21 protein-coding genes are annotated in these 18,660 nt (G+C 51.0%); 11 read left to right on the top strand and 10 right to left on the bottom strand.

Translation table 11 applies throughout. The annotated features are described in order from the left end of the window. Positions 1-159: 159 nt before the first annotated feature. Both JW984_05600 and JW984_05595 read left to right on the top strand, forming a co-directional pair. The gene (locus JW984_05600) at positions 160-480 is read left to right on the top strand and encodes a hypothetical protein (GenBank protein ID MBN1572657.1); all 321 of its coding nucleotides are present in this window, start codon (positions 160-162) and stop codon (positions 478-480) included. 126 nt (positions 481-606) lie between these two features. Next, positions 607-1,788, top strand: coding sequence for a tetratricopeptide repeat protein (locus JW984_05595; GenBank protein ID MBN1572656.1), 1,182 nt, complete (start codon positions 607-609; stop codon positions 1,786-1,788). Positions 1,789-1,811: 23 nt separating this feature from the next. Here the strand turns inward: JW984_05595 and JW984_05590 are convergent, their stop codons facing one another. Then, positions 1,812-2,795, bottom strand: coding sequence for a beta-fructosidase (locus JW984_05590; protein ID MBN1572655.1), 984 nt, complete (start codon positions 2,793-2,795; stop codon positions 1,812-1,814). Position 2,796: 1 nt separating this feature from the next. Continuing rightward, a complete protein-coding gene (locus tag JW984_05585) occupies positions 2,797-3,375 on the bottom strand; it encodes a nitroreductase family protein (GenBank protein ID MBN1572654.1) in 579 nt (192 codons plus the stop codon). A gap of 180 nt (positions 3,376-3,555) precedes the next feature. Here JW984_05585 and JW984_05580 point away from each other — a divergent pair, with 180 nt between their 5' ends. The 9 genes from JW984_05580 to JW984_05540 all read left to right on the top strand — a co-directional run bounded on the left by JW984_05580 (position 3,556) and on the right by JW984_05540 (position 9,033). Then, positions 3,556-4,293, top strand: coding sequence for a hypothetical protein (locus JW984_05580; protein ID MBN1572653.1), 738 nt, complete (start codon positions 3,556-3,558; stop codon positions 4,291-4,293). 28 nt (positions 4,294-4,321) lie between these two features. Next, complete coding sequence (locus JW984_05575) at positions 4,322-4,792, top strand: hypothetical protein (GenBank protein MBN1572652.1); 471 nt, start codon at positions 4,322-4,324, stop codon at positions 4,790-4,792. A gap of 13 nt (positions 4,793-4,805) precedes the next feature. After that, positions 4,806-5,792 carry a hypothetical protein gene (locus tag JW984_05570; protein MBN1572651.1) on the top strand — a complete coding sequence of 329 codons (987 nt, stop codon included), beginning with the start codon at positions 4,806-4,808 and terminating at the stop codon, positions 5,790-5,792. A 61-nt stretch (positions 5,793-5,853) separates the two neighbouring features. After that, positions 5,854-6,174: a hypothetical protein gene (locus tag JW984_05565; GenBank protein MBN1572650.1), complete on the top strand. Its 321-nt coding sequence runs from the start codon at positions 5,854-5,856 to the stop codon at positions 6,172-6,174. After that, entirely contained in the window at positions 6,174-6,380 is a 207-nt protein-coding gene (locus tag JW984_05560) for a hypothetical protein (protein ID MBN1572649.1), read from the top strand. The genes JW984_05565 and JW984_05560 overlap by 1 nt, the downstream gene beginning before the upstream one ends. A 297-nt stretch (positions 6,381-6,677) precedes the next feature. Continuing rightward, positions 6,678-7,280, top strand: a complete 603-nt coding sequence (locus tag JW984_05555; GenBank protein ID MBN1572648.1) for a hypothetical protein — start codon at positions 6,678-6,680, stop codon at positions 7,278-7,280. Next, entirely contained in the window at positions 7,277-8,149 is an 873-nt protein-coding gene (locus JW984_05550) for a hypothetical protein (GenBank protein ID MBN1572647.1), read from the top strand. The genes JW984_05555 and JW984_05550 overlap by 4 nt, the downstream gene beginning before the upstream one ends. A gap of 211 nt (positions 8,150-8,360) precedes the next feature. Then, positions 8,361-8,600: a hypothetical protein gene (locus JW984_05545; GenBank protein MBN1572646.1), complete on the top strand. Its 240-nt coding sequence runs from the start codon at positions 8,361-8,363 to the stop codon at positions 8,598-8,600. Position 8,601: 1 nt separating this feature from the next. Further along, positions 8,602-9,033, top strand: a complete 432-nt coding sequence (locus tag JW984_05540) for a hypothetical protein (GenBank protein ID MBN1572645.1) — start codon at positions 8,602-8,604, stop codon at positions 9,031-9,033. Positions 9,034-9,359: 326 nt separating this feature from the next. On the opposite strand, the gene JW984_05535 is transcribed toward JW984_05540, so the two are convergent. From JW984_05535 to argB, 8 genes are all read right to left on the bottom strand, one after another. Continuing rightward, the gene (locus JW984_05535; GenBank protein MBN1572644.1) at positions 9,360-9,989 is read right to left on the bottom strand and encodes a hypothetical protein; all 630 of its coding nucleotides are present in this window, start codon (positions 9,987-9,989) and stop codon (positions 9,360-9,362) included. Positions 9,990-10,147: 158 nt separating this feature from the next. Continuing rightward, positions 10,148-11,383 (bottom strand): diaminopimelate decarboxylase, encoded by a 1,236-nt coding sequence (lysA, locus tag JW984_05530; GenBank protein ID MBN1572643.1) that lies wholly within the window; start codon positions 11,381-11,383, stop codon positions 10,148-10,150. Beyond that, positions 11,380-11,847 carry a hypothetical protein gene (locus JW984_05525; protein ID MBN1572642.1) on the bottom strand — a complete coding sequence of 156 codons (468 nt, stop codon included), beginning with the start codon at positions 11,845-11,847 and terminating at the stop codon, positions 11,380-11,382. The genes lysA and JW984_05525 overlap by 4 nt, the downstream gene beginning before the upstream one ends. Before the next feature lie 363 nt (positions 11,848-12,210). Continuing rightward, complete coding sequence (argH, locus tag JW984_05520; protein ID MBN1572641.1) at positions 12,211-13,596, bottom strand: argininosuccinate lyase; 1,386 nt, start codon at positions 13,594-13,596, stop codon at positions 12,211-12,213. A 303-nt stretch (positions 13,597-13,899) separates the two neighbouring features. Then, a complete protein-coding gene (locus tag JW984_05515; protein MBN1572640.1) occupies positions 13,900-15,114 on the bottom strand; it encodes an argininosuccinate synthase in 1,215 nt (404 codons plus the stop codon). Then, complete coding sequence (argF, locus tag JW984_05510) at positions 15,104-16,060, bottom strand: ornithine carbamoyltransferase (protein MBN1572639.1); 957 nt, start codon at positions 16,058-16,060, stop codon at positions 15,104-15,106. The genes JW984_05515 and argF overlap by 11 nt, the downstream gene beginning before the upstream one ends. A 19-nt stretch (positions 16,061-16,079) precedes the next feature. Further along, on the bottom strand, positions 16,080-17,306 hold the full coding sequence (locus JW984_05505) for an aspartate aminotransferase family protein (GenBank protein MBN1572638.1): 1,227 nt from the start codon (positions 17,304-17,306) through the stop codon (positions 16,080-16,082). A 148-nt stretch (positions 17,307-17,454) separates the two neighbouring features. Next, positions 17,455-18,354 carry an acetylglutamate kinase gene (gene argB / locus JW984_05500; protein MBN1572637.1) on the bottom strand — a complete coding sequence of 300 codons (900 nt, stop codon included), beginning with the start codon at positions 18,352-18,354 and terminating at the stop codon, positions 17,455-17,457. Positions 18,355-18,660 lie beyond the last annotated feature (306 nt).

The following is an 18,660-nucleotide window of genomic DNA, read 5'->3' as shown; positions in this document are numbered from 1 at the left end:
GTTGCAGTGTATGTTTGTCTTTGTTGGGAATTGAATGGTTGGGATTAATTCGATATTAAAATATTTGATCTATTGGTCATATTAATTTATACTGTTTACTTGAATAATAGTAAAATGTGCTAGATTGCTATTGAATAGCTTTTTAAAAGTGGAATAGTCGTGTTTGATTTTATACCCATTCTTTTTAGAATATTATCAGAGGAATTTGGGCCTACTATAGCAGTTCTTATAATAATTATCCTTTTATTATCAATTATATTGTTCATAATCGTTATAAAAGATCAATTTGAAAAAAGAGCTTTGCGTAAAACAATAGATAAAAAAGAAGAAATAATTGCAAGGAAAGATAGAATTATTGAATCAATGCTTATAGAGAAAGATAAAATGCAACTCAAGCATTTAGATAGATTTTATGAGCGAGAATTAAAGAAGCCAGAAATACTTGAAAAAGTTAAGCAAAAAAAGAGAAGTAAAAAATAACACTATTTTTGGTAAATTCAAAAAATGTCAACTTTTTATAGCATATTGCTACTAATACTTGGAGCACTAGTAGCTTTTCTATTTACTCATATATTCTATCGGATATCTTTGCGACATCAAAGAGAAGTGCTTGAGAAATTATCTAAAGAACTTAAAGAATATTTTAATGAGACTAAGATTTCTTTAGATCCTAATAAATACGAGGTTTTGAATCTTGAAGAAATGAACAAGGTTAAGAAACTTGAGAAGTTACTTGAAGAACAGACAACCCCCCCAAAAACAAGTTTATTAATTAATCTTGGAGATATAGAGTATTTTCAGGGAAATATGTCCAAATCAATAACATACTATACCGAAGCTCTTGAACAAGCTGAATTTTCAGGAGACAAAAAGACTCAAATCATCTGCTTTGGAAAAATGGGAAAAATTTACTTGACGAGTGGATATCAAGATAAAGCATTTGAATACTTTAGTAAAGAACTTGAGTTAAGTAGAGAGATTGGTTACAGAGAAGGTGAAGCTAAATCCCTTGGGAATATTGGTATTGTCTATAAAGATAGAGGAGATTTAGACACAGCGTTAGAATATTACAACAATGCCCTTTTAATACATAAAGAGAATGGAGATAAGCGGGGAGAAGCTAATGACCTCACAAATATTGGAAATGTATATATTTCAAAGGGTACAAAAGTTGATCTTAATAAAGCTATGAATTACCAAGAAAAAGCTTTAAAAGTTTTTAAAGAGATTAGTGACAAAAGGGGAGAAGCTATTGCCCTAGGAAGTATCGGAAATATCTACTATTTAAAGGAAGAAAAAGTGAAAGCGCTTGAATATTATAAAAAAAATCTCCAAATCAATATAGAGATAGGGCATAAGCAAGGAGAAGTTATTGCCCTTGGAAATATAGGGAATATTTATAAAGATAAAGGGGATTTAGATAATGCAATGAAGTACTATAATGACGCCCTTTTAGTTCACAGGGATATAGGATATAGGAAAGGTGAAGGTATAGCACTAGGTAATATCGGTCTTATTTACGGAGCAAAGGGAGAAATGGATGAGGCGTTGAAGTACTTCAATGAAGCTCTTGTAATAAACAAGGATATTGGTAACATAGAGGGAGAGGCAACTACTCTTGGTAATATCGGACTCGCTTACAAAGAAAAAAAGGATTTCAAAAAGGCTCAAGAATACCTCCGTGAGGCGCTTGAAATTTTAGACAAATATGGTATGGATTATGGAAAGGACTATTTCCAAAACGCGATCAAGGAGATAAAAGAAAGTTCAAAGGCGAAAAAAAATTAGTATAACTTTATAATTACCCCCCCCTACACCCCAATCCCCGAAAAATCGCGGTCGGTGCTCCTAAGGCCGGTCGTGACGCCGCTCTTCACGAACCCCCCATCCTTCAGGTCAAAGCCGACGACGACCCCCCCGAGCTCCGGGATCACCCTTGCGGCGTATACGCCGGAGGAGTAGCCGAGGACGACCTCCGGTTGTTGTTCCTCGACCGCTTCCGCCGGGTCTCCCACGCTCACCGCGTGGAGGCCGCCTTTGCCCCCCGTCCCCGGCGCGTGGTCGTATACGTCCTTCATCGAGTAGACGAGCGTCAGCTTCCCATCCTTATCAATGTAGGCCTGGGGGACCTCCAGTTCGTCATAGATACCGGGAGCTGATGTCGGGTATATGGGCGGCATCGCCTCCCATTGGGTCAAGGAACCACGCTTCGCCTTGAGCAGCCCCACGGCTCCCTTCCTCCCAACCTCCAGCGCCTTCGCCTTCGCCGCGATTATCATCCATGTCTCGCCCCCGTGCCTGAAGACGAACGGGTCGCGCCACGCCTGTATCGTGGTGTCGCCGTCAACATGCGCCGTCTCGTAGTATCTCGCGTCGGGGGCTATCCTGAAATCGGGTATCCGCTCCCAGCTTATGAAATCGGCCGATAGCGCCGCGCCCACGTTCTGCGTCAGGAAGTCCCCCTCGCTCTCCTCCCTCGCGTCCCTCGACGTGTAGAACATGAGATAGCCGTTTTTTACCCTGACCACGTCCCCCGTCCAGATCGACGTGTTGTCCCACGAGCCGCTATCGGCCGTGAAGACATCGTCATTCACCCAGTCGAACTTCTCGAAGTCCGCCGTTTTTGCGTAGCCGACCACGGAGTGGAAGTGGTGCTGGTCGGTTTTCGCCAGCTCCCTCTCGGCGTTGAGGTATAGGACGTGGAAGATCCTTTTCCCTGCGTCGTAGTGGTACCAGAAGTCCCAGGTGAAGCGGCCTGGGTGAACCGCGTGGGATATACTCTCTTTATCCGCCATATCAAAATCCGTTCAAGTGCAATATTGTTTTCAGCGGCCGCTTCGGGACGTTGTGGACGCCCTTGTCGTCCCTGTAATAGCGAAGGCTACCGTCCACGGGCTCGACTATCTTCGCCTCCTCGGCCGGGCGCCCCAGCGCAATGGCTGAGTCGATCACGTATTTGTCGGGGACGTTGAGGAGGCGTCTCACCGCATCCCGGTCCACGCTCCACATAAGGACGCCGCCCAGGCCCCGGGCTAAAGCCCCCAGGAGGATGTTCTCGGCCGCCGCCCCCACGTCCCGCTCGAAGTTCTTTTTCATCACGTCGGTATTGGCGAGGATCACGATGTAGGCGGCCGGGCGCTCGTCGAAAGTCGGCCTCTGATCCTCGGGTAAAAAGAGGGCGAGCTTGACGTTATTAAACATCTCGTCGACCGTCTTGACCTCGTCGACCACGATGAACTCCAGCGCCTGGTAGTTGAGCGTCGAGGGCGCAAGCCGGGCGTAGTCGACAAACTCAATCAGGATCTCCCGGTCGACCCTATCCCGCGTAAACCTCCTGATCGTCCTCCGCTTTAAGATCGCGTCAATAACGTCCATGTTCTTCTCATCCTCCTAAAAAAACCTGTTCAATGCTATCTAATATTGGCCAATATTATCCTAAGGAGTAAATATTTGTCCACAAAAATTCATACGTTTTGAAAATTCATATATTTAATATCGGCCGTCAAATCCCCATAGAATGTAGATAAATTATAACGTTCAAGGAGGATAAAGACGATGGATGATTTTATCAAAGAAGGGCCGGAGATGGGCCCGGACTTGGGGGAGGCGGGGGACGACCTCCCGCAGACCGGTGGAGAGGAGACGGCTGAGGCCGTCTCCCCCGAAGGCGATGAGAGCGACTTTGGCGCCCGGTACGTGAAGGAGCTGAGGGAGGAGAACAGGAAGAGACGCCTCGAAAATCAGAGACTCAGGGCGGAGATGGACGCCCTGAACATAAGCCTCAAGTCGCTCAAGGATGCGCTCTCCCGGTACTTCGACTTCGATGACTCGGCCGGCCTCGATGAGATAAAGAGGGCGGCCGAGGAGGGCCTGAAGGCTGCAGAGGAGGCGCTTGTCTACAGCGCCTTCGCATCGGAGGCGACAAGGGCGGGGTTGAGCGCGGAGATATTGCCCGACGCCTTCAAGCTCGCGGAGCTCGACGGGGTTGTGGTCGACCTCGAATCGAGGGAGGTTACAGGGGCGGCGGACGCCGTCAAGAGCCTCCTGGAGAAAAAGGCGTACCTTCTTTCGGTCAGGAGTACTGCCGTGCAGAACATTGGCAGCGAGACGAATCCCTTGAAGGGGCGTATCCAGTACTCCAGCGAGATCGAGGAGCTCGCCGGCGAACTGGGGGTTACCGCCGAGTTTGCGGAGGAGCTCTCCAGGCAGAGATCGGAGAGGACGGGCGAAAGGGTTGGACTCTCCCAGATATGGAGACGTCCGAAGAAGACGAGGCGAACCGGCCTTGTCTAAAAACCGTAAAAAGGAGGATTTATAAAAAATGTCAACCTATATGAAATACGGCTACAGCTACGGGCCGAGGGTTGTGATAACGGCGAAGGTGTCCGACACCGGGACAATCGACGATGGGGACATCGTGGTTCTGGACGCCGTGGGAGGTGACGAGGGCTCCGGCTACGTCAAGAAGTGGTCGGCGGCGTCCGACCCGATTGTGGGGGTGGCGCTGGAGAAGGTCGACATCGCACCGTCGGCCGACGGAGACGAGTCGATCCAGGTCGCGTTGGCACTTCCGGGGAGCGTCTTTGTCTACCCTGCCACAGGAATCACCCAGGGAGCCTGCTACCAGTGCTGCGACATCGACGGCGCCCAGTCGATCGACTTCGACGCCGACACATACCAGAACGCCTGGATCGTCGAGGTGGACGAAGGAGCGGGGCTCGCCTACGTTATGTTCAAGGGGCCGTTTACCGACGTCGGGGCAGCAACTCCCGTAGACTACGGCGTCGCCTAAAGGAGGTAACAAGATGGGAATTATGGTATCGAGTAACTTTCCAGAGCTTTTAACCCAGGACCTTTACGAGTGGTACTTCGAGGCGTACGACAATGAGGAGACGATATACGACAGGATAGCGGAGATCGTGCCGGTCGATACGGGGGACGGGACCAAGGGAACCGAGGTCATCGGCGTCTCCAAGCTGAAGGAGGTCCCGGACGGGCAGGAGATACCCCTGACCGAGCCGGCGGAGGGATACACCTGGCACATCAGGTTTAAGACGTTCAAGGATCAGATCGCCGTCACCGACGACATGATCGCCGACATGAAGGAGGGAAAGCTCAACTCCGACCTGATGGAGTTCGCCAGAGGGTGGGGGGAGGGCGTGAGGAACACCGAGGAAGAGGCGGTGTCGGCGCTCTTCAACAAGGGGGCCTTGACCGCCGGCGACGGGGAGACGTTTAACGGCTCGTTCACCAACAACGACGACCCCTACCCGAAGCACATCTACGACGGGAAGCCCTTCTTCGGGACGGGGGCCACGTACGGCCACCCGTTCAAGCTGAAGCCCACGGTCAAGCTAAATAACCTGACCGAGTCGTTGGAGATTTCCTACGCCAACGTCCAGACGGTCTTTTCCGCCATGACGGTGACCAACGCCCTCAACGAGCGGGGCGAGAGGATCAAGATCGAGCCTAACGTAATCATCACCAACCCGAAGAACCGCTTCCAGCTCGACCAGATAGTCCAGTCCCAATACGAGATCGACAAGTACGGCAACAAGAATGTCTTAGAGGGGATGTTCGACCTGGTCTACTGGCGCTACATCGAGGACGAGGACGCCTGGTTCATGGGCAAGGCGAAGAAGGGGATCAAGTTCTACGACAGGCTGCCGGCGAAGATCACGGTCTACCGGGACGAAAAGACCGACACCTGGTTTGCGAAGATCAAGAGGCGCTTCGGCGTCGGCGTTGTGCAGTGGCGATACTGGTACGGATGCAACCTCTCGACGAGCTGATATTGAAATTGATTTTGGGCGGGGGGAGGCATCCCCCCGCCCGCTTTTGGGATATCGGGGGTTGCCAAAAAAAGGAAAGGAGGGAGACATGGCGATAATTACGGGGATAGAGATGTCGGCGAACAGCTACTTCCAGGATCAGTCCGGCACCGCCCTCACGACGTCCTTCGTGAAGCAGGAGTTCGGCTTCCAGTCGTTCTGCATTGCGCTTGCGAACGACGCGACGGGCGCCTACATCGAGTACTCGTTCGACGGCGCGGCCGTCCACGGGAGGGTGAAGGACACCGATAGCCAGCCGAAGGTGATGGCGTTCAGGCGGCAGGGGTCGATCTGGCTTCGGGGCGAGAGCGGCGCCGAGCCCTACAGGCTGGAGGTGTACTGATGGCTTTTACACACGAGCAGCTCGTCGCGGTGGAGACTGAGATCGCAAACCTGAAGGCGGTGAGCTTTCGCGCGGGGGAGATATCGGTCGACCAGGAGAAGACGCTGAATTCCTTGATAAAGCTTCGCGACGTGATGAAGGCCGAGCTCGCAAAGGGGGGCGGGATAGCGATGGGCAGGTCGAAGATCGAGGGGATCGACGAGTGAGGTGAAAATATCAACGAGGCGATGAGGCTATGAGTCAACCGGTCGATCGATCTCGATCGATCTCAACAAATCTATCTATAACAAACGAACGCCTGCCCCGGCCCGCAATTGATTACAAAAATCGGTTGTGGGTGGGGCGGGCGGATTTACATTAAATAGCTGATGGTTTTTTGAAAACATGCCGGATATTTCACAAAAGGGATTAAACAGTGAAAGTCATAAAAGAAAGATATAGAAACGGGCCTGAAAAAGGAGTAGAATGGGTATTAACGACCCACATCAAGAGGAAATTTTTCGATGAAAAGCAGGCGGTCTGATGAACGGGGGTATTCATTCTACCTCCTTTTCCCCATTGCTGTCATCATCCTGCTGTTTCCATTTCTTGCCGGCCTCTGCCCCATCGTTCGATTTACCGAAGAAGAGATCGACATCTTTGTCCACCAAGACCATATAGAGATGAGAGGAGCATATATTTACTCCAATCCATTACCCTTTCCGGTCATGCAGGGAATGAGCATCCCGCTCCCCGTCGACCTGGACCATCCCCATCCTGTACTCTTGAGTGCTTGTGAAATCTATCCCGAAAGCAGGGATATCCCGATCAGGTACATTTTGGGAAAACACCGCTTCGATCTGAAGTTCAAGCCAAGGGGGGAGGTAAGGGTCCTGGTTCGATATTGCCAGCACGCCCCGAAGAGGGACGCCCGCTATATCCTCACCACGACGGGAGCCTGGAGACACCCCCTTGACAGGGGTATGTATAGATTGTTTCCCGGGACTGTGAAGATTATTTCATCCAATTACACACTTGAAGGAGAAGCGTCCGATTCTCTGTTTTTTAGTCAAACCAACTTCATGCCGAAAAGCGACTGGCGCTTTTCCTGGGAGGTTAAACCATGAGAATTTTTAAAACAGCTTTTGCGGTTTTTCTTTTTACGCCGCTGTTTATGTTACTTCAGGCAACCAGTGCCTTTGCCAACCAGCCCCCGGGACCGCAGACCATTCTCGCCACCGTCATAATCCTTCCCGTCATGGCGCTGTTCACTCTTCTGGGCGGGGGGTATGCGATAATGAAGCTGCAAAGGGAGAAACCCAAAAAATGGAGACTTCTTCCCATTCTCGCCGCCGTCCTTGCCGTTATTATTTCTACGATAAACATTGGTCTTGGAGTCCTGGTTGTGATTATCTTCGGGGTTATAGCCATAGCGAGAGGGTTAAGAATGATTTTCTGGGGAACAAGGCGCCTCTTGTCAAAGAGCGTCCCGGAATATCTGAAGGGCGCGGTTCACTGGCGCCTGTTGACGTCGGGTCTTCTCCTTATCCTTATTACCCTGTTTGTTTCCGGCATGGGTCTGGCCCTTGCTTCTCGGTGGCCGGCGGATGGATACAAGGAAATGAAGCTGAAGGAGTTCACGGCATATCACATTGCCTACTCACGGCTTCACAACACCGAGGACGGAAGACCGTTATATCCGAAGGTTGCGAAAGACAGCGATGTCTATAAAGATTTCTTCAGCTTCAATCAGGATATCCGCTTGGAATACGATGATGACGGAGAGCACTTCACGATCTATATGCTCGCAAACAATCTCCCAATCTTCCCGTACAATTACATGACATCGGTGGGGACATACAGGGCCGACGAGTCAGGAAAGATTCGGATGATCTCGACGCATAGGAGGGACGAGATCTGTCCCGCGGACGCCCCCGTCGTCATGGAGGTCGGGGAGGAGGAGATCGATGAGGCTGCGGAAAGATGGTTCAAATGAATTTTGATTTATTTCTGCTGATTGCAAACGCCCGCATCGGCGCGGCGGCTTGATGTTGGGCTGGGGGGTAGGGTGGGCAATACTTTTAGCTTTACATTGACGTAACATTAATGGTATATTTCATTATATATTGAAGTAATATTATTAATAGAATAGGAGGAAAAAAGTTATCGTGTAAGCCTATCACGGGTTTATATTGAAGGAGGGGAAAATGTGTGAAGCACTAAAAATAGAAATGGAAACTTATGAGAAAAACAAAGAGGAGCTTATTGGAAAAGCCGAGGGAAAATTTGTTTTAATCAAAAATGATGAAGTCGTAGGAATCTATGAAAATAGAATGGATGCAATTAAACAAGGTTATGAAAAATATGGGCATGAAGCTTTTTTAGTAAAACAGATTTTCCGGATTGAAACACCATCTAATTTTGTTTCAAATCTTTTAGGGATTTAAAATGACCCCCTCGTTTACTCTACAACTTCCAAATTTACAAACACAAGGACCTATTGTTGAGGTTAGAATTGCTGTAGGGAAAATCATTGAGGATACACTGAAGAAGGGAAAGAAGAAAATACCTGACCCATTTAACGCAACAGCTATGATTGATACTGGCGCAAGCTCAACTGTTATTCGGGAAGATATTGTTGATCATCTCAATTTGAAGACGATAGGGTATATTTATGTAAACACTCCATCGTCAACTAATGTTTTGTGTTATGAGTATCTAATTAGGGTTTTATTTCCAAATAATGTTATAGCAGAAGTCATTGCAATAGCAGCACCTCTAAAAAACCAGCATATCCAATGCTTAATAGGTAGAGATTTGCTTTCGCATAGTGTTTTTATCTATACTGGATATATAAATACATTTACCTTGAGTTTTTAATCAATATAGTAAAAAAGACAGAATAAAACTACTATCATTTAACGAAAAAAGGCAGAAGATGTTATAAGAATTTATCACTTTAAACAATATCAAGACTAACATCTTTTGATTAATAAGTTCCCCCCCCCTCAACCCTCCCTCAGAATAAAAATCCTTGTAACTCACCCGCTCTCTTTTGAGGTGCGGCACGCCGCCGGTTATAAAAATCGGTTGCGGACGGGGCGGGTGGGAAAAACATGTATCCATGTTAAGTTTTTTAGAGGATTAGGATGTTATGTGATTATGCAAAATCATTCGTAACTATCCTGTTGGGAATTTCCGAAAAATCATTTTTCAATAATTACTTTCCCTCCTAATTTTTGTCCACGTTTTGCTTTTGCCCACCAAATAATAGGCTTCTTTTCAATTATTTTACCTTCCTCATTTTTCGTTTCTTGGGTTCCCACTAAAAATTGAGTTATGTAACGTTTTCGATTCATTAATTGATATGAAAGAAAATTACATAATCTAGATGTATCTATTCTATTTAGACAGAAATAAGATTGCTTACCCTTTCCATCTTCTATGCAGAAGTATACATTGCTATTCAAAATAGTATTATAGAATTGTGGAGGTAAAAAGAAGTTGCCGAATTCAACATTCCCAGTATTGCTAATTTCATTTGGTTTTATATACTTATGGTTAGCTTCATATAAATAAACTTCACCATTGTTATCTCTGAAAAGCAACCAAGCTTTATGAATGTGTATTAACCCCTCATAATATTTTCTTATTTCAATTGTAGGGACGAAAAAAGCTAGATCTCTTATTTTGGGGGTAATAAAAGGAACTAGAAATCCATCTACTATTCTATATTCTCTCCTAAACTCTTTGTATAGTTTTTTTGCAGCTAATGGTAATCCAAATAGTATTCCTAAACCAAAAGCGATTTTGATCACAAATTCCCAAATTTCCACAAATTCCCAAATTTCCATTTCTATTTAAAGGTTTTATTTAAAATGAAATCAGTAATTATCTTGCGATATTCATACTATTTCAAGTGTAATTTTATAATACACATAGATCTTCTGGCTAAAATACCTTTTGTGATATTCAGTTTATTTGTCCCCCCCCCTCAATCCTCCCTCAGAATCAAATCCTTGTAGCTCTCCCGTTTCCTGACGAGGTGCGGCACTTTGCCGTCGATCAAAAGCTCCGCGGCGCGGGGGCGGGAGTTGTAGTTTGACGCCATCGAGAAGCTGTAGGCGCCGGCGCTCATTACGGCCAGCAGGTCGCCGCGCTTGGCGTCGGCTATCTCGCGGTTCTTGGCGATGAAATCGGCCGACTCGCAGATCGGCCCCACCACGTCGGCGGTGATCTTGCTGTTGTTGCTTTTTATCACGGGTTTTATCTCGTGGAAGGAGTCGTACATCGCCGGGCGCATCAGGTCGTTCATCCCGGCGTCCACGACGACGAAGTTCTTCCCGTTCCGCTTGGTGTAGAGGACCCTTGTCACCATTATGCCGGCGTTCCCGACGATCACCCGCCCCGGTTCGAGGATGAAGGCGACGTTGAGGTCTTCGGCGCTCTTTTTTATCGCCGCCGCGTACTGGGAGGGATCGGGGGGGGACTCGTTTTGATAGGTGATGCCCAGCCCCCCGCCGATGTCGAACCAGCGGATATTGAAGCCCCTCTCGCGAAGCTTGAAGACCAGCTCTTTAAGGCGCTCGAGGGCGTCCACGAAGGGAGCGATCTCCGTTATCTGGGAGCCGATGTGGCAGTCCACGCCGATGACCTCGATGTTGGGGAGCCTCCCCGCCTCCTCGTAGTCATCGATAACCTTTTTGATGTCGATGCCGAACTTGTTTTCCTTGAGTCCCGTGGATATCTTCGGGTGCGTCATGGGATCCACGTCCGGATTTACGCGAAGGGATATCCTCGCCCTTTTCCTGATCGTTCCCGCGATCTCGTTTATGACGCCCAGCTCCTCGAACGACTCGACGTTGAACATCAGGATGTCGGCTTTTAGCGCCTCCCTGATCTCGTCGGTCGTCTTTCCGACGCCGCTGTAGACGATCTTCTTCGGGTCGCCGCCGGCCTTTAAGGCTCTAAAGAGCTCGCCGCCGGAGACGATGTCGAACCCTGCGCCCATCTTCGCGAAGAGCCTCAGGACGCCGAGGTTGGAGTTAGCCTTCATAGCAAAGCAGATCAGGTGCTCGATGCCGGAAAAGGCGTTGTCGAAGACCCTGAAGTGGTGCCTCAGGGTCTTGGCGCTGTATATGTAGAGGGGCGTCCCGAATTTTTCTGCGAGCCTGGTTATCGGGATATCCTCGGCGTGAAGCACATCATTGACGTAGTTGAAATAGTTCACTCGGCTCTCCTGAAGTATACGTCGACCGTGTTGGAGTAGCCGCTGTGGTAGCCGGCGGTGTTGTAGGATACGACCACGTAGGTGTATGAGATGTTCGGGAGGAGAGTGAGGTCTTCGATGTAGATCCTGTCCTTCTCAACCTTCGCCTTTCCGGGGACGGCAAGCGTAAAGTCGAATATCTCCTCGAACTTCTTGGTGCAGGGTGGGCAGTCGATTTCCTCGTCCGGGACGTCCTTTCTGAAAACCTTGAAGCCGGAGAGGTCGGTCAGCTGAGTCCCGTCACTGTTCTTGTCCGGGATCGTCCACCTGAGGATGACGCCTCCCTCGACCAGCTTTACCTTCAGGTCCTTGATTTTTTCCGGCACGACGTACTCGGGCGGGAGGGGCGGCCCCTTGACTCCGCAGGACGCGATGAAGATTAACAGTGCGGCTAATATTAAAAGTCTTTGAAATAGTCTATACATATCCAATACCTCCTTGGTCATTATGTAGGTTGATTCTGATTATCTATATATTGATTGTCCGTCTTTAATTCAAGGGTCTGTAAAAACTGATTATTTCAGGCCAATAATATCACAGTTTGAGCAAGTTGAAAACGGTTGAAATAAAGTCGGGATGCCCCGCAATTCTAAATTGTTATATCGATATATCGACATATCGACTTTCGCCTCCCTCGGCCCCCGTATCAATTATCTCTTTACTTCAATTGCAGTTATAATTCAAGCCCGTGTTGAATTTCAAGTTTGTATGTCATTCCCTCGCGCCGAGAAGCAACCTTGATCTGCCGCTATCACTTAAGCTTGATAAATACCTGCCTCGAATTAATACTACTCCTTCCCCTTTTCAAGCTTGCGCAGTGTCTTGATGGTCTCCACCACCCGCTCTCTTGCCGTGCCGCCTACGATGTTCCTCGACGATATGGACGATTCCACCTTGACCGCATCGATGATGTCGTCGTCGAACCTGGGGGAGAACTCCCGCCAGTCGGAGACGCTCAGGTCAAAGAGGGTTTTCCCCCTCGATTCCGCATCAGCCACGATCTTCCCCACGATCCCGTGAGCCTCCCTGAAGCTGACCCCCTTTCTTACGAGGTAGTCGGCGGCGTCGGTGGCGGTGATGAATCCGCCGGTCAGGGCCTCTTTCATTTTATCGCCGTTGAACCGAACGGCGGAGAGGAGCCCTTCCATGATCGACAGGGAGGCGTTCAGCGTGTCGACGGCGTCGAAGAGGGCCTCCTTGTCCTCCTGCATGTCCCGCATGTAGGCGAGCGGCAGCCCCTTCATCGTGGTGAGAAGGGAGACGAGGTTGCCGATCACCCTTCCCGTCTTTCCTCTCACCAGCTCCGGGACGTCCGGGTTTTTCTTTTGGGGCATGATGGAGGAGCCGGTGGCGTAGCGGTCGGGGAGCGTTACGAAGCCGTACTCGGCGCTGGAAAACAACACCAGCTCCTCGGCGAGGCGGGAGAGGTGCATCATGGCAATCGAGGCCGAGGCGAGGTAGTCCAGGATGTAGTCCCTGTCGCTCACGGCGTCCACGCTGTTTGTCGATATCCGGGAGAATCCGAGGAGCTTTGCCGTGTATTCCCGGTCGAGTCGGTAGGGGACGCCGGCCAGCGCCCCGGAGCCGAGGGGCATCACGTCGGCGGCCGTCAAAACGTTTTTGAATCTCAAGGAGTCTCTGTGAAACATCTCCCAGTACGCGAGGAGGTGGTGGGAGAGCAAAATCGGCTGCGCCCGCTGGAGGTGGGTGTAACCGGGCATCACGACCTCGATGTTTTTATCGGCGAGGTCTATGATCGTAATCCTGATTTCTTTGAGGAGATCGATCGCCCTTCTCGCCTCCATCTTTACGAAGAGCCGGGTGTCCACGGCCACCTGGTCGTTTCTGCTCCTGGCGGTGTGGATAAGCCCCCCCACGTCTTCGCCCAGCCTCTTTATCAGGGCCGCCTCTATGTTCATGTGGACATCCTCGAGGGCGTTTTTGAAGCGAAATTTCTCTTTACCGATCTCTTTAGCGATTCTTTCAAGCTCTGAGATAAGGTCATTAGCCTCCTCTTTGCTTATCAATCCCGCCCTCTCGAGGGTCTTCGCGTGGGCTATGCTCCCTCCAATATCGTATGGGGCAAGGCGCGCGTCGAATGATATGGAGGAGGTAAACGCCTCCACCTCTCCGCTCGTATCGTCTTTGAACCTGCCCCCCCACGGTTTTTTCATCGGAGATTACCCTGAAAAAATTATCCTAATTCTCTATCTGAAAGCTTCGAGATGTAAAAAGATACTGTTTTACATTTGAGTTTCTGAAAGAGGAAAATGTATTTTTAGTCTAAAATACCATGACACCATATGACTTGATAGTGTTCGACCGCCTCCAGAGGTTTAATGAAAAATATCTTCCCCAACTTTTTTCTATTTTAGCAGGATCTTTAAAGAATTTTACGATAGGTCTCGATCGCCAAAGTCGACGGCCCTAAAGAGCCGCCCACTATAAAATTCGAGATTCTGCTATCCCCCTAAAAATTAGCCCTTGCCACTCTGCAGCATCGCTCTTATCCTCATTCTCAAGGCGTTGAGCCTGATGAATCCGGTGGCGTCCTTCTGGCTGTAAACCGAGTCCTTGTCGAATGTGGCGAATCCGCCGTGGTATAGGGACGTCTCAGATTTTCTCCCCGTCACGGTCACGTTCCCCTTGTAGAGATCGAGCCTTACTTTGCCCGTCACGTCCTCCTGCGTATCGTCGATCAGGCCCTGGAGGAGCTCCCGCTCCGGCGAAAACCAGTACCCGTTGTAGATGAGGTTCGAGTATTTCGGGATCAGGGAGTCCCTCAGGTGCATGACCTCCCTGTCCATGGTGATCGACTCGACGGCCCTGTGGGCGACCTGGAGTATGGTCCCGCCGGGGGTTTCGTAAACGCCCCTCGACTTCATCCCGACGTAGCGGTTCTCCACCATGTCCACCCTCCCGACCCCGTTTTCACCCCCGATCTCGTTGAGCTTGGTAAGCAGTGCGGCGGGGGTGTAACTCCTTCCGTCTATCGCCACGGGATTTCCCGCATCGTAGTCTATCTCTATAGTGGTTACTTTGTCCGGGGCGTCGGCCGGAGACTTCGTCAGCTTAAACATCTCCGCCGGGGGCGGCTTCCACGGGTCTTCGAGGATTCCCCCCTCGAAGCTCATGTGAAAGAGGTTCCTGTCGGTGCTGTAGGGCTTTTCCGCAGTGGCGACGATCGGTATCTTGTGTTTTTCGGAATATTCCATCAGCTCCACCCTCGACTTGAACTCCCACTCCCGCCAGGGGGAGATGATCTGGATGTCCGGCTTCAGGGTGAGGTAGGCCATCTCGAACCTCACCTGGTCGTTTCCCTTGCCGGTGCAGCCGTGGCAGACCATCCCGGCCCCCTCGGCTATGGCTATCTCGATCTGGCGCTTGGCGATGAGGGGTCTCGCTATCGAAGTTCCCAGGAGGTAGGTCCCCTCGTAGACTGCGTTTGCCCGAAGCATCGGGTAGACGTAGTCCGATACGAACTCCTCCTTGAGGTCATCGACGTAGACCTTGTCCGCGCCGGTTTTGAGCGCCTTTTCCTTGAGACCCTCGAGCTCCTCTTTCCCCTGTCCCACGTCCGCCGCAAAGGCGATTATGTATGCGCCGTAGTTCTCCTTTATCCACTTCAGAATGACCGAGGTATCCAGACCCCCGGAATATGCAACAACAACCTTCTTTGTATTATCCGCCACCCGACGCCTCCTGTCGTTGGTTCAATATATCCATAATCGCCTTCTGGACGTGAAGGCGGTTTTCCGCCTGTACGTATACGATAGAGCGCTCCCCGTCCATCACATCATCTGTTATTTCCTCGCCCCGGTGCGCCGGCAGACAGTGCATTACGACACAGCTTTCGGGGGCCGACTTCAGAAGCTCCCCGTTCACCTGATAAATTTTGAGCATATCAAGCTTTCTCTCCCTTAGGGACGGGTCGTCCCCCATGCTCATCCATGTGTCGGTGTATATTACGTCGGCGTCTTTGACGCCGGCTAAAGGATTCTCCTCGATCTTTATTTTTCCCCCGGACTTTTTAATCCCCTCCTTCAATATGACCTCATCCGGCATCAGCTCCTCTGGGCAGGAGACGGTAAACTCAAAGCCCAAGAGGGCTGCGGCGTTGATCCACGAGTTGGTCAGGTTGTTCCCGTCCCCGACGTATGTCACCTTGAGATTGTCCAGGCTCCAGTCCCTCGTCTCGGCGATGGTGAAGAGGTCGCTCATCACCTGGCAGGGGTGGGTGAGGTCGGTGAGGCCGTTGATTACGGGAACAGAGCTCTCGGCCGCGAGCTCCTCCACCATATCCTGTGAGAACGCCCTTATCATCACCATGTCGACGTACCTGGAGAGGACACGGGCGGTGTCTTTAACGGTTTCCCCCCGGGAGATCTGGATGTCCCCGGAGCTGAGGTAAATCGGCTGGCCGCCGAGCTGGTATATCCCCGTCTCGAAGGAGACCCTGGTCCTCGTGGAGGGCTTCTCGAAGATCATCGCCAGCGTCCTTCCCTCCATCGGCTTGTACCTGATCCGGTTTTTCTGCCTCTTCTTGAGGTCCTTGGCCCTCTCGATTATTTCGAGCGCCTCCTCCCTCGAAAGGTAGGAGAGCCTCAAAAAATCCTTTCCCCTCTCTCCCGTTTTCATTTATACAACCCGCATTTGATTACGCAATTTTTGACAATACATCGTCGAGGGCTGTGACCACCTCGTCGACGTGGCTCTTCTCTATGATCAGGGGGGGCGTGAACCTGAGCACCCGGCCCTGGACGAGGTTGATCAGTATCTTCTTTTCCCTCATCTCGTCGACTATCGCCACAGCAGTCTCTTTGTCGGCAAGCTCAAGCTCCATCCCGATGAGGAGTCCCTTTCCCCTGACCTCCTTTACGAAGTCGAACTTGTCGGCGAGCCCCCCAAGCTTTTTCATGAAGTAGTCCCCCACCTCTCTGCAGTTCTCTAAAATCCGCTCCTCCAGGGTGGTCGTGATGACCGCCTCGGCGGCGGCCGAGACGAAGGGATTGCCGCCGAAGGTGGAGGCGTGGTCGCCGGGGGAGAAGAGGTCGGCGCCCTTCTTGCCGACTACGAGCGCCCCCATGGGGAATCCCCCGGCAAGCCCCTTCGCCAGGACCATGGCGTCAGGCTCAATCCCGAACGCCTCGTAGGCGAAGAGGGTCCCCGTCCTCCCCATGCCGGTCTGTATCTCGTCCAGAATCATCAGGATGTTCTCGCAGTTTGTTATCTCCCTTACCCCAGCGAGGTAGTAATCCGGGGGCACGACAACGCCCCCCTCCCCCTGAATCGGCTCCAGGATCACCGCGGCGCTGTTTTCCGTTATCGCCTCCTCAAGCGCCTGGAGGTTGCCGTAGGGGACGTAGTTGAATCCGGGCGTCATGGGGCCGAACCCCTTCTGGATCTTGGTCTGGGCCGTGGCCGCCATCGCTCCCATAGTACGCCCGTGAAAAGAGCCGTCGGCGGTGATTATCTCGATGGCGTCCTCCCCCTTCTCCCTGATCCCGAACCTCCGGGCGAGCTTTATGGCCGCCTCTATCGCCTCGGCCCCGCTGTTTGCGAAAAAGCATTTTGCGCCGAAGGAGGAGTCGCAGATGAGATCGGCGACAACCGCCTGCCTCGGTATGCGGTATAGGTTAGAGACGTGGACGAGCCTCTCCGCCTGCTCCTTAACGGCCTCAACCACCTTCGGGTGGGAGTGACCCAGATTCATCACGGCGATCCCCGCGACGAAATCGAGGTATCTCTCCCCCTCCACATCCCAGAGGTAGGGGCCCTCCCCCCTCTCCATCTCGATCGGGGCAGGGCTGTAGGTGTTCATCAGGTGGCCGTAGTCGTACTTGAGGCTCGATTCGGAGTTCCTTTTAGCTTCGTCTTTCAACATAATTTTAATTCGGCCATTTTATCAGACACGGGCTTCACTGTTTTATTGCCAAGCTTTCGCTTTATCCGGTGTCATGTTTTCACATTTTCGTTCGTCAGGCGTTTTAAATCGATAAATATCATATCTTTCTGCTTTTGCCCCGAATCATCTATCCCGGCACGATCTCGGTACCGATCCCGCCGTCGGTAAAGAGCTCCAGAAGGACCGAGTGGTGAATCCTGCCGTCGATGATGTGGGTCTTCTTGACCCCCTTCTCGAGGGCGCTTATGCAGCACTCCACCTTAGGTATCATACCGCCGGTTATCTCTCCCTTGTCTATCATCTCGCTCGCCTCCTTCGCGGTGATGGAGCTCACGAGAGAGCCGTTGACGATGACCCCCTCTACGTCCGTGAGCAAGATCAGCTTTTCCGCCTTCAGCTCCTCGGCCACGGTTCCTGCGACGAGGTCGGCGTTGATGTTTAAGGTCTCGCCGTTTTCGTCGGCGGCGACGGGGGCTATCACCGGGATGAAGTTCTCCCGATCGAGGGTGGCGAGCACGCCCGTGTTTACCGCCGTCACCTCCCCGACCCTACCCAGATCGATAATCTCCGGAGGGAGTGCGCCGTTTTTTTGATCGGCGTCCCTCGGTTTTTCCTTCAAGACGAGCTTTCTACCCCGGATGAGGTTTGCGTCCTTCCCTGAGAGGCCCACAGCGTTTCCACCCTGACCGTTTATCAGCCCCACTATCTCCTGATTGACCCGGCCGACCAGGACCATCTCCACCACGTCCATCGTCTCCCGGTCGGTGACGCGCATCCCGTTGACGAAGGTCGATTCCTTTCCGAACTGCTTAAGGACCTTCCCGATCTGGGGCCCGCCGCCGTGGACGATAACCGGGTTTATCCCGATATATTTCATGAGGATAACGACGCGGGCGAAGTCTTTCTTCAGGCCCTCGTCCACCATGGCGTGGCCGCCGTACTTTATAACGATGGTCTTGTTGAAGAACTCCCTGATATATGGGAGGGCTTCTATGAGTATCTCCGCCAGCTCCCTTGCCTTTTTCATGGGGGTGCCGAAAATATAAAGGTTTAGTTAGATTTTACCGGTTAAAAAATCGATATTATATACGGAAAGATAGAAAAAATCCACCTAAAATTAATTCGAGGGGGAAAAAGTGGGGTGAGTATTTTTAGAAGGTGAATTCCCTTGCATGAGGCGGAGGTCTCCGGTATGTTCCTTCCGCCCCTCGAAACGGGCTTGAATAAAAGGACGTTTCTTCGGGGCGAAATTGACCAAATAGGATTTTGCACCGCTCCCGCTCATGACGAATCCCCTAAATCAATTTGGGATCGGGGTAACGAAATCACGCCT

It is taken from the genome of Candidatus Zymogenus saltonus (genome assembly GCA_016929395.1).
GTDB classification, from domain to species: Bacteria; Desulfobacterota; Zymogenia; order Zymogenales; family Zymogenaceae; genus Zymogenus; species Zymogenus saltonus.
Note: the sequence above shows the minus strand (reverse complement) of the source record. Positions and strands in the feature narration are given on the sequence as shown.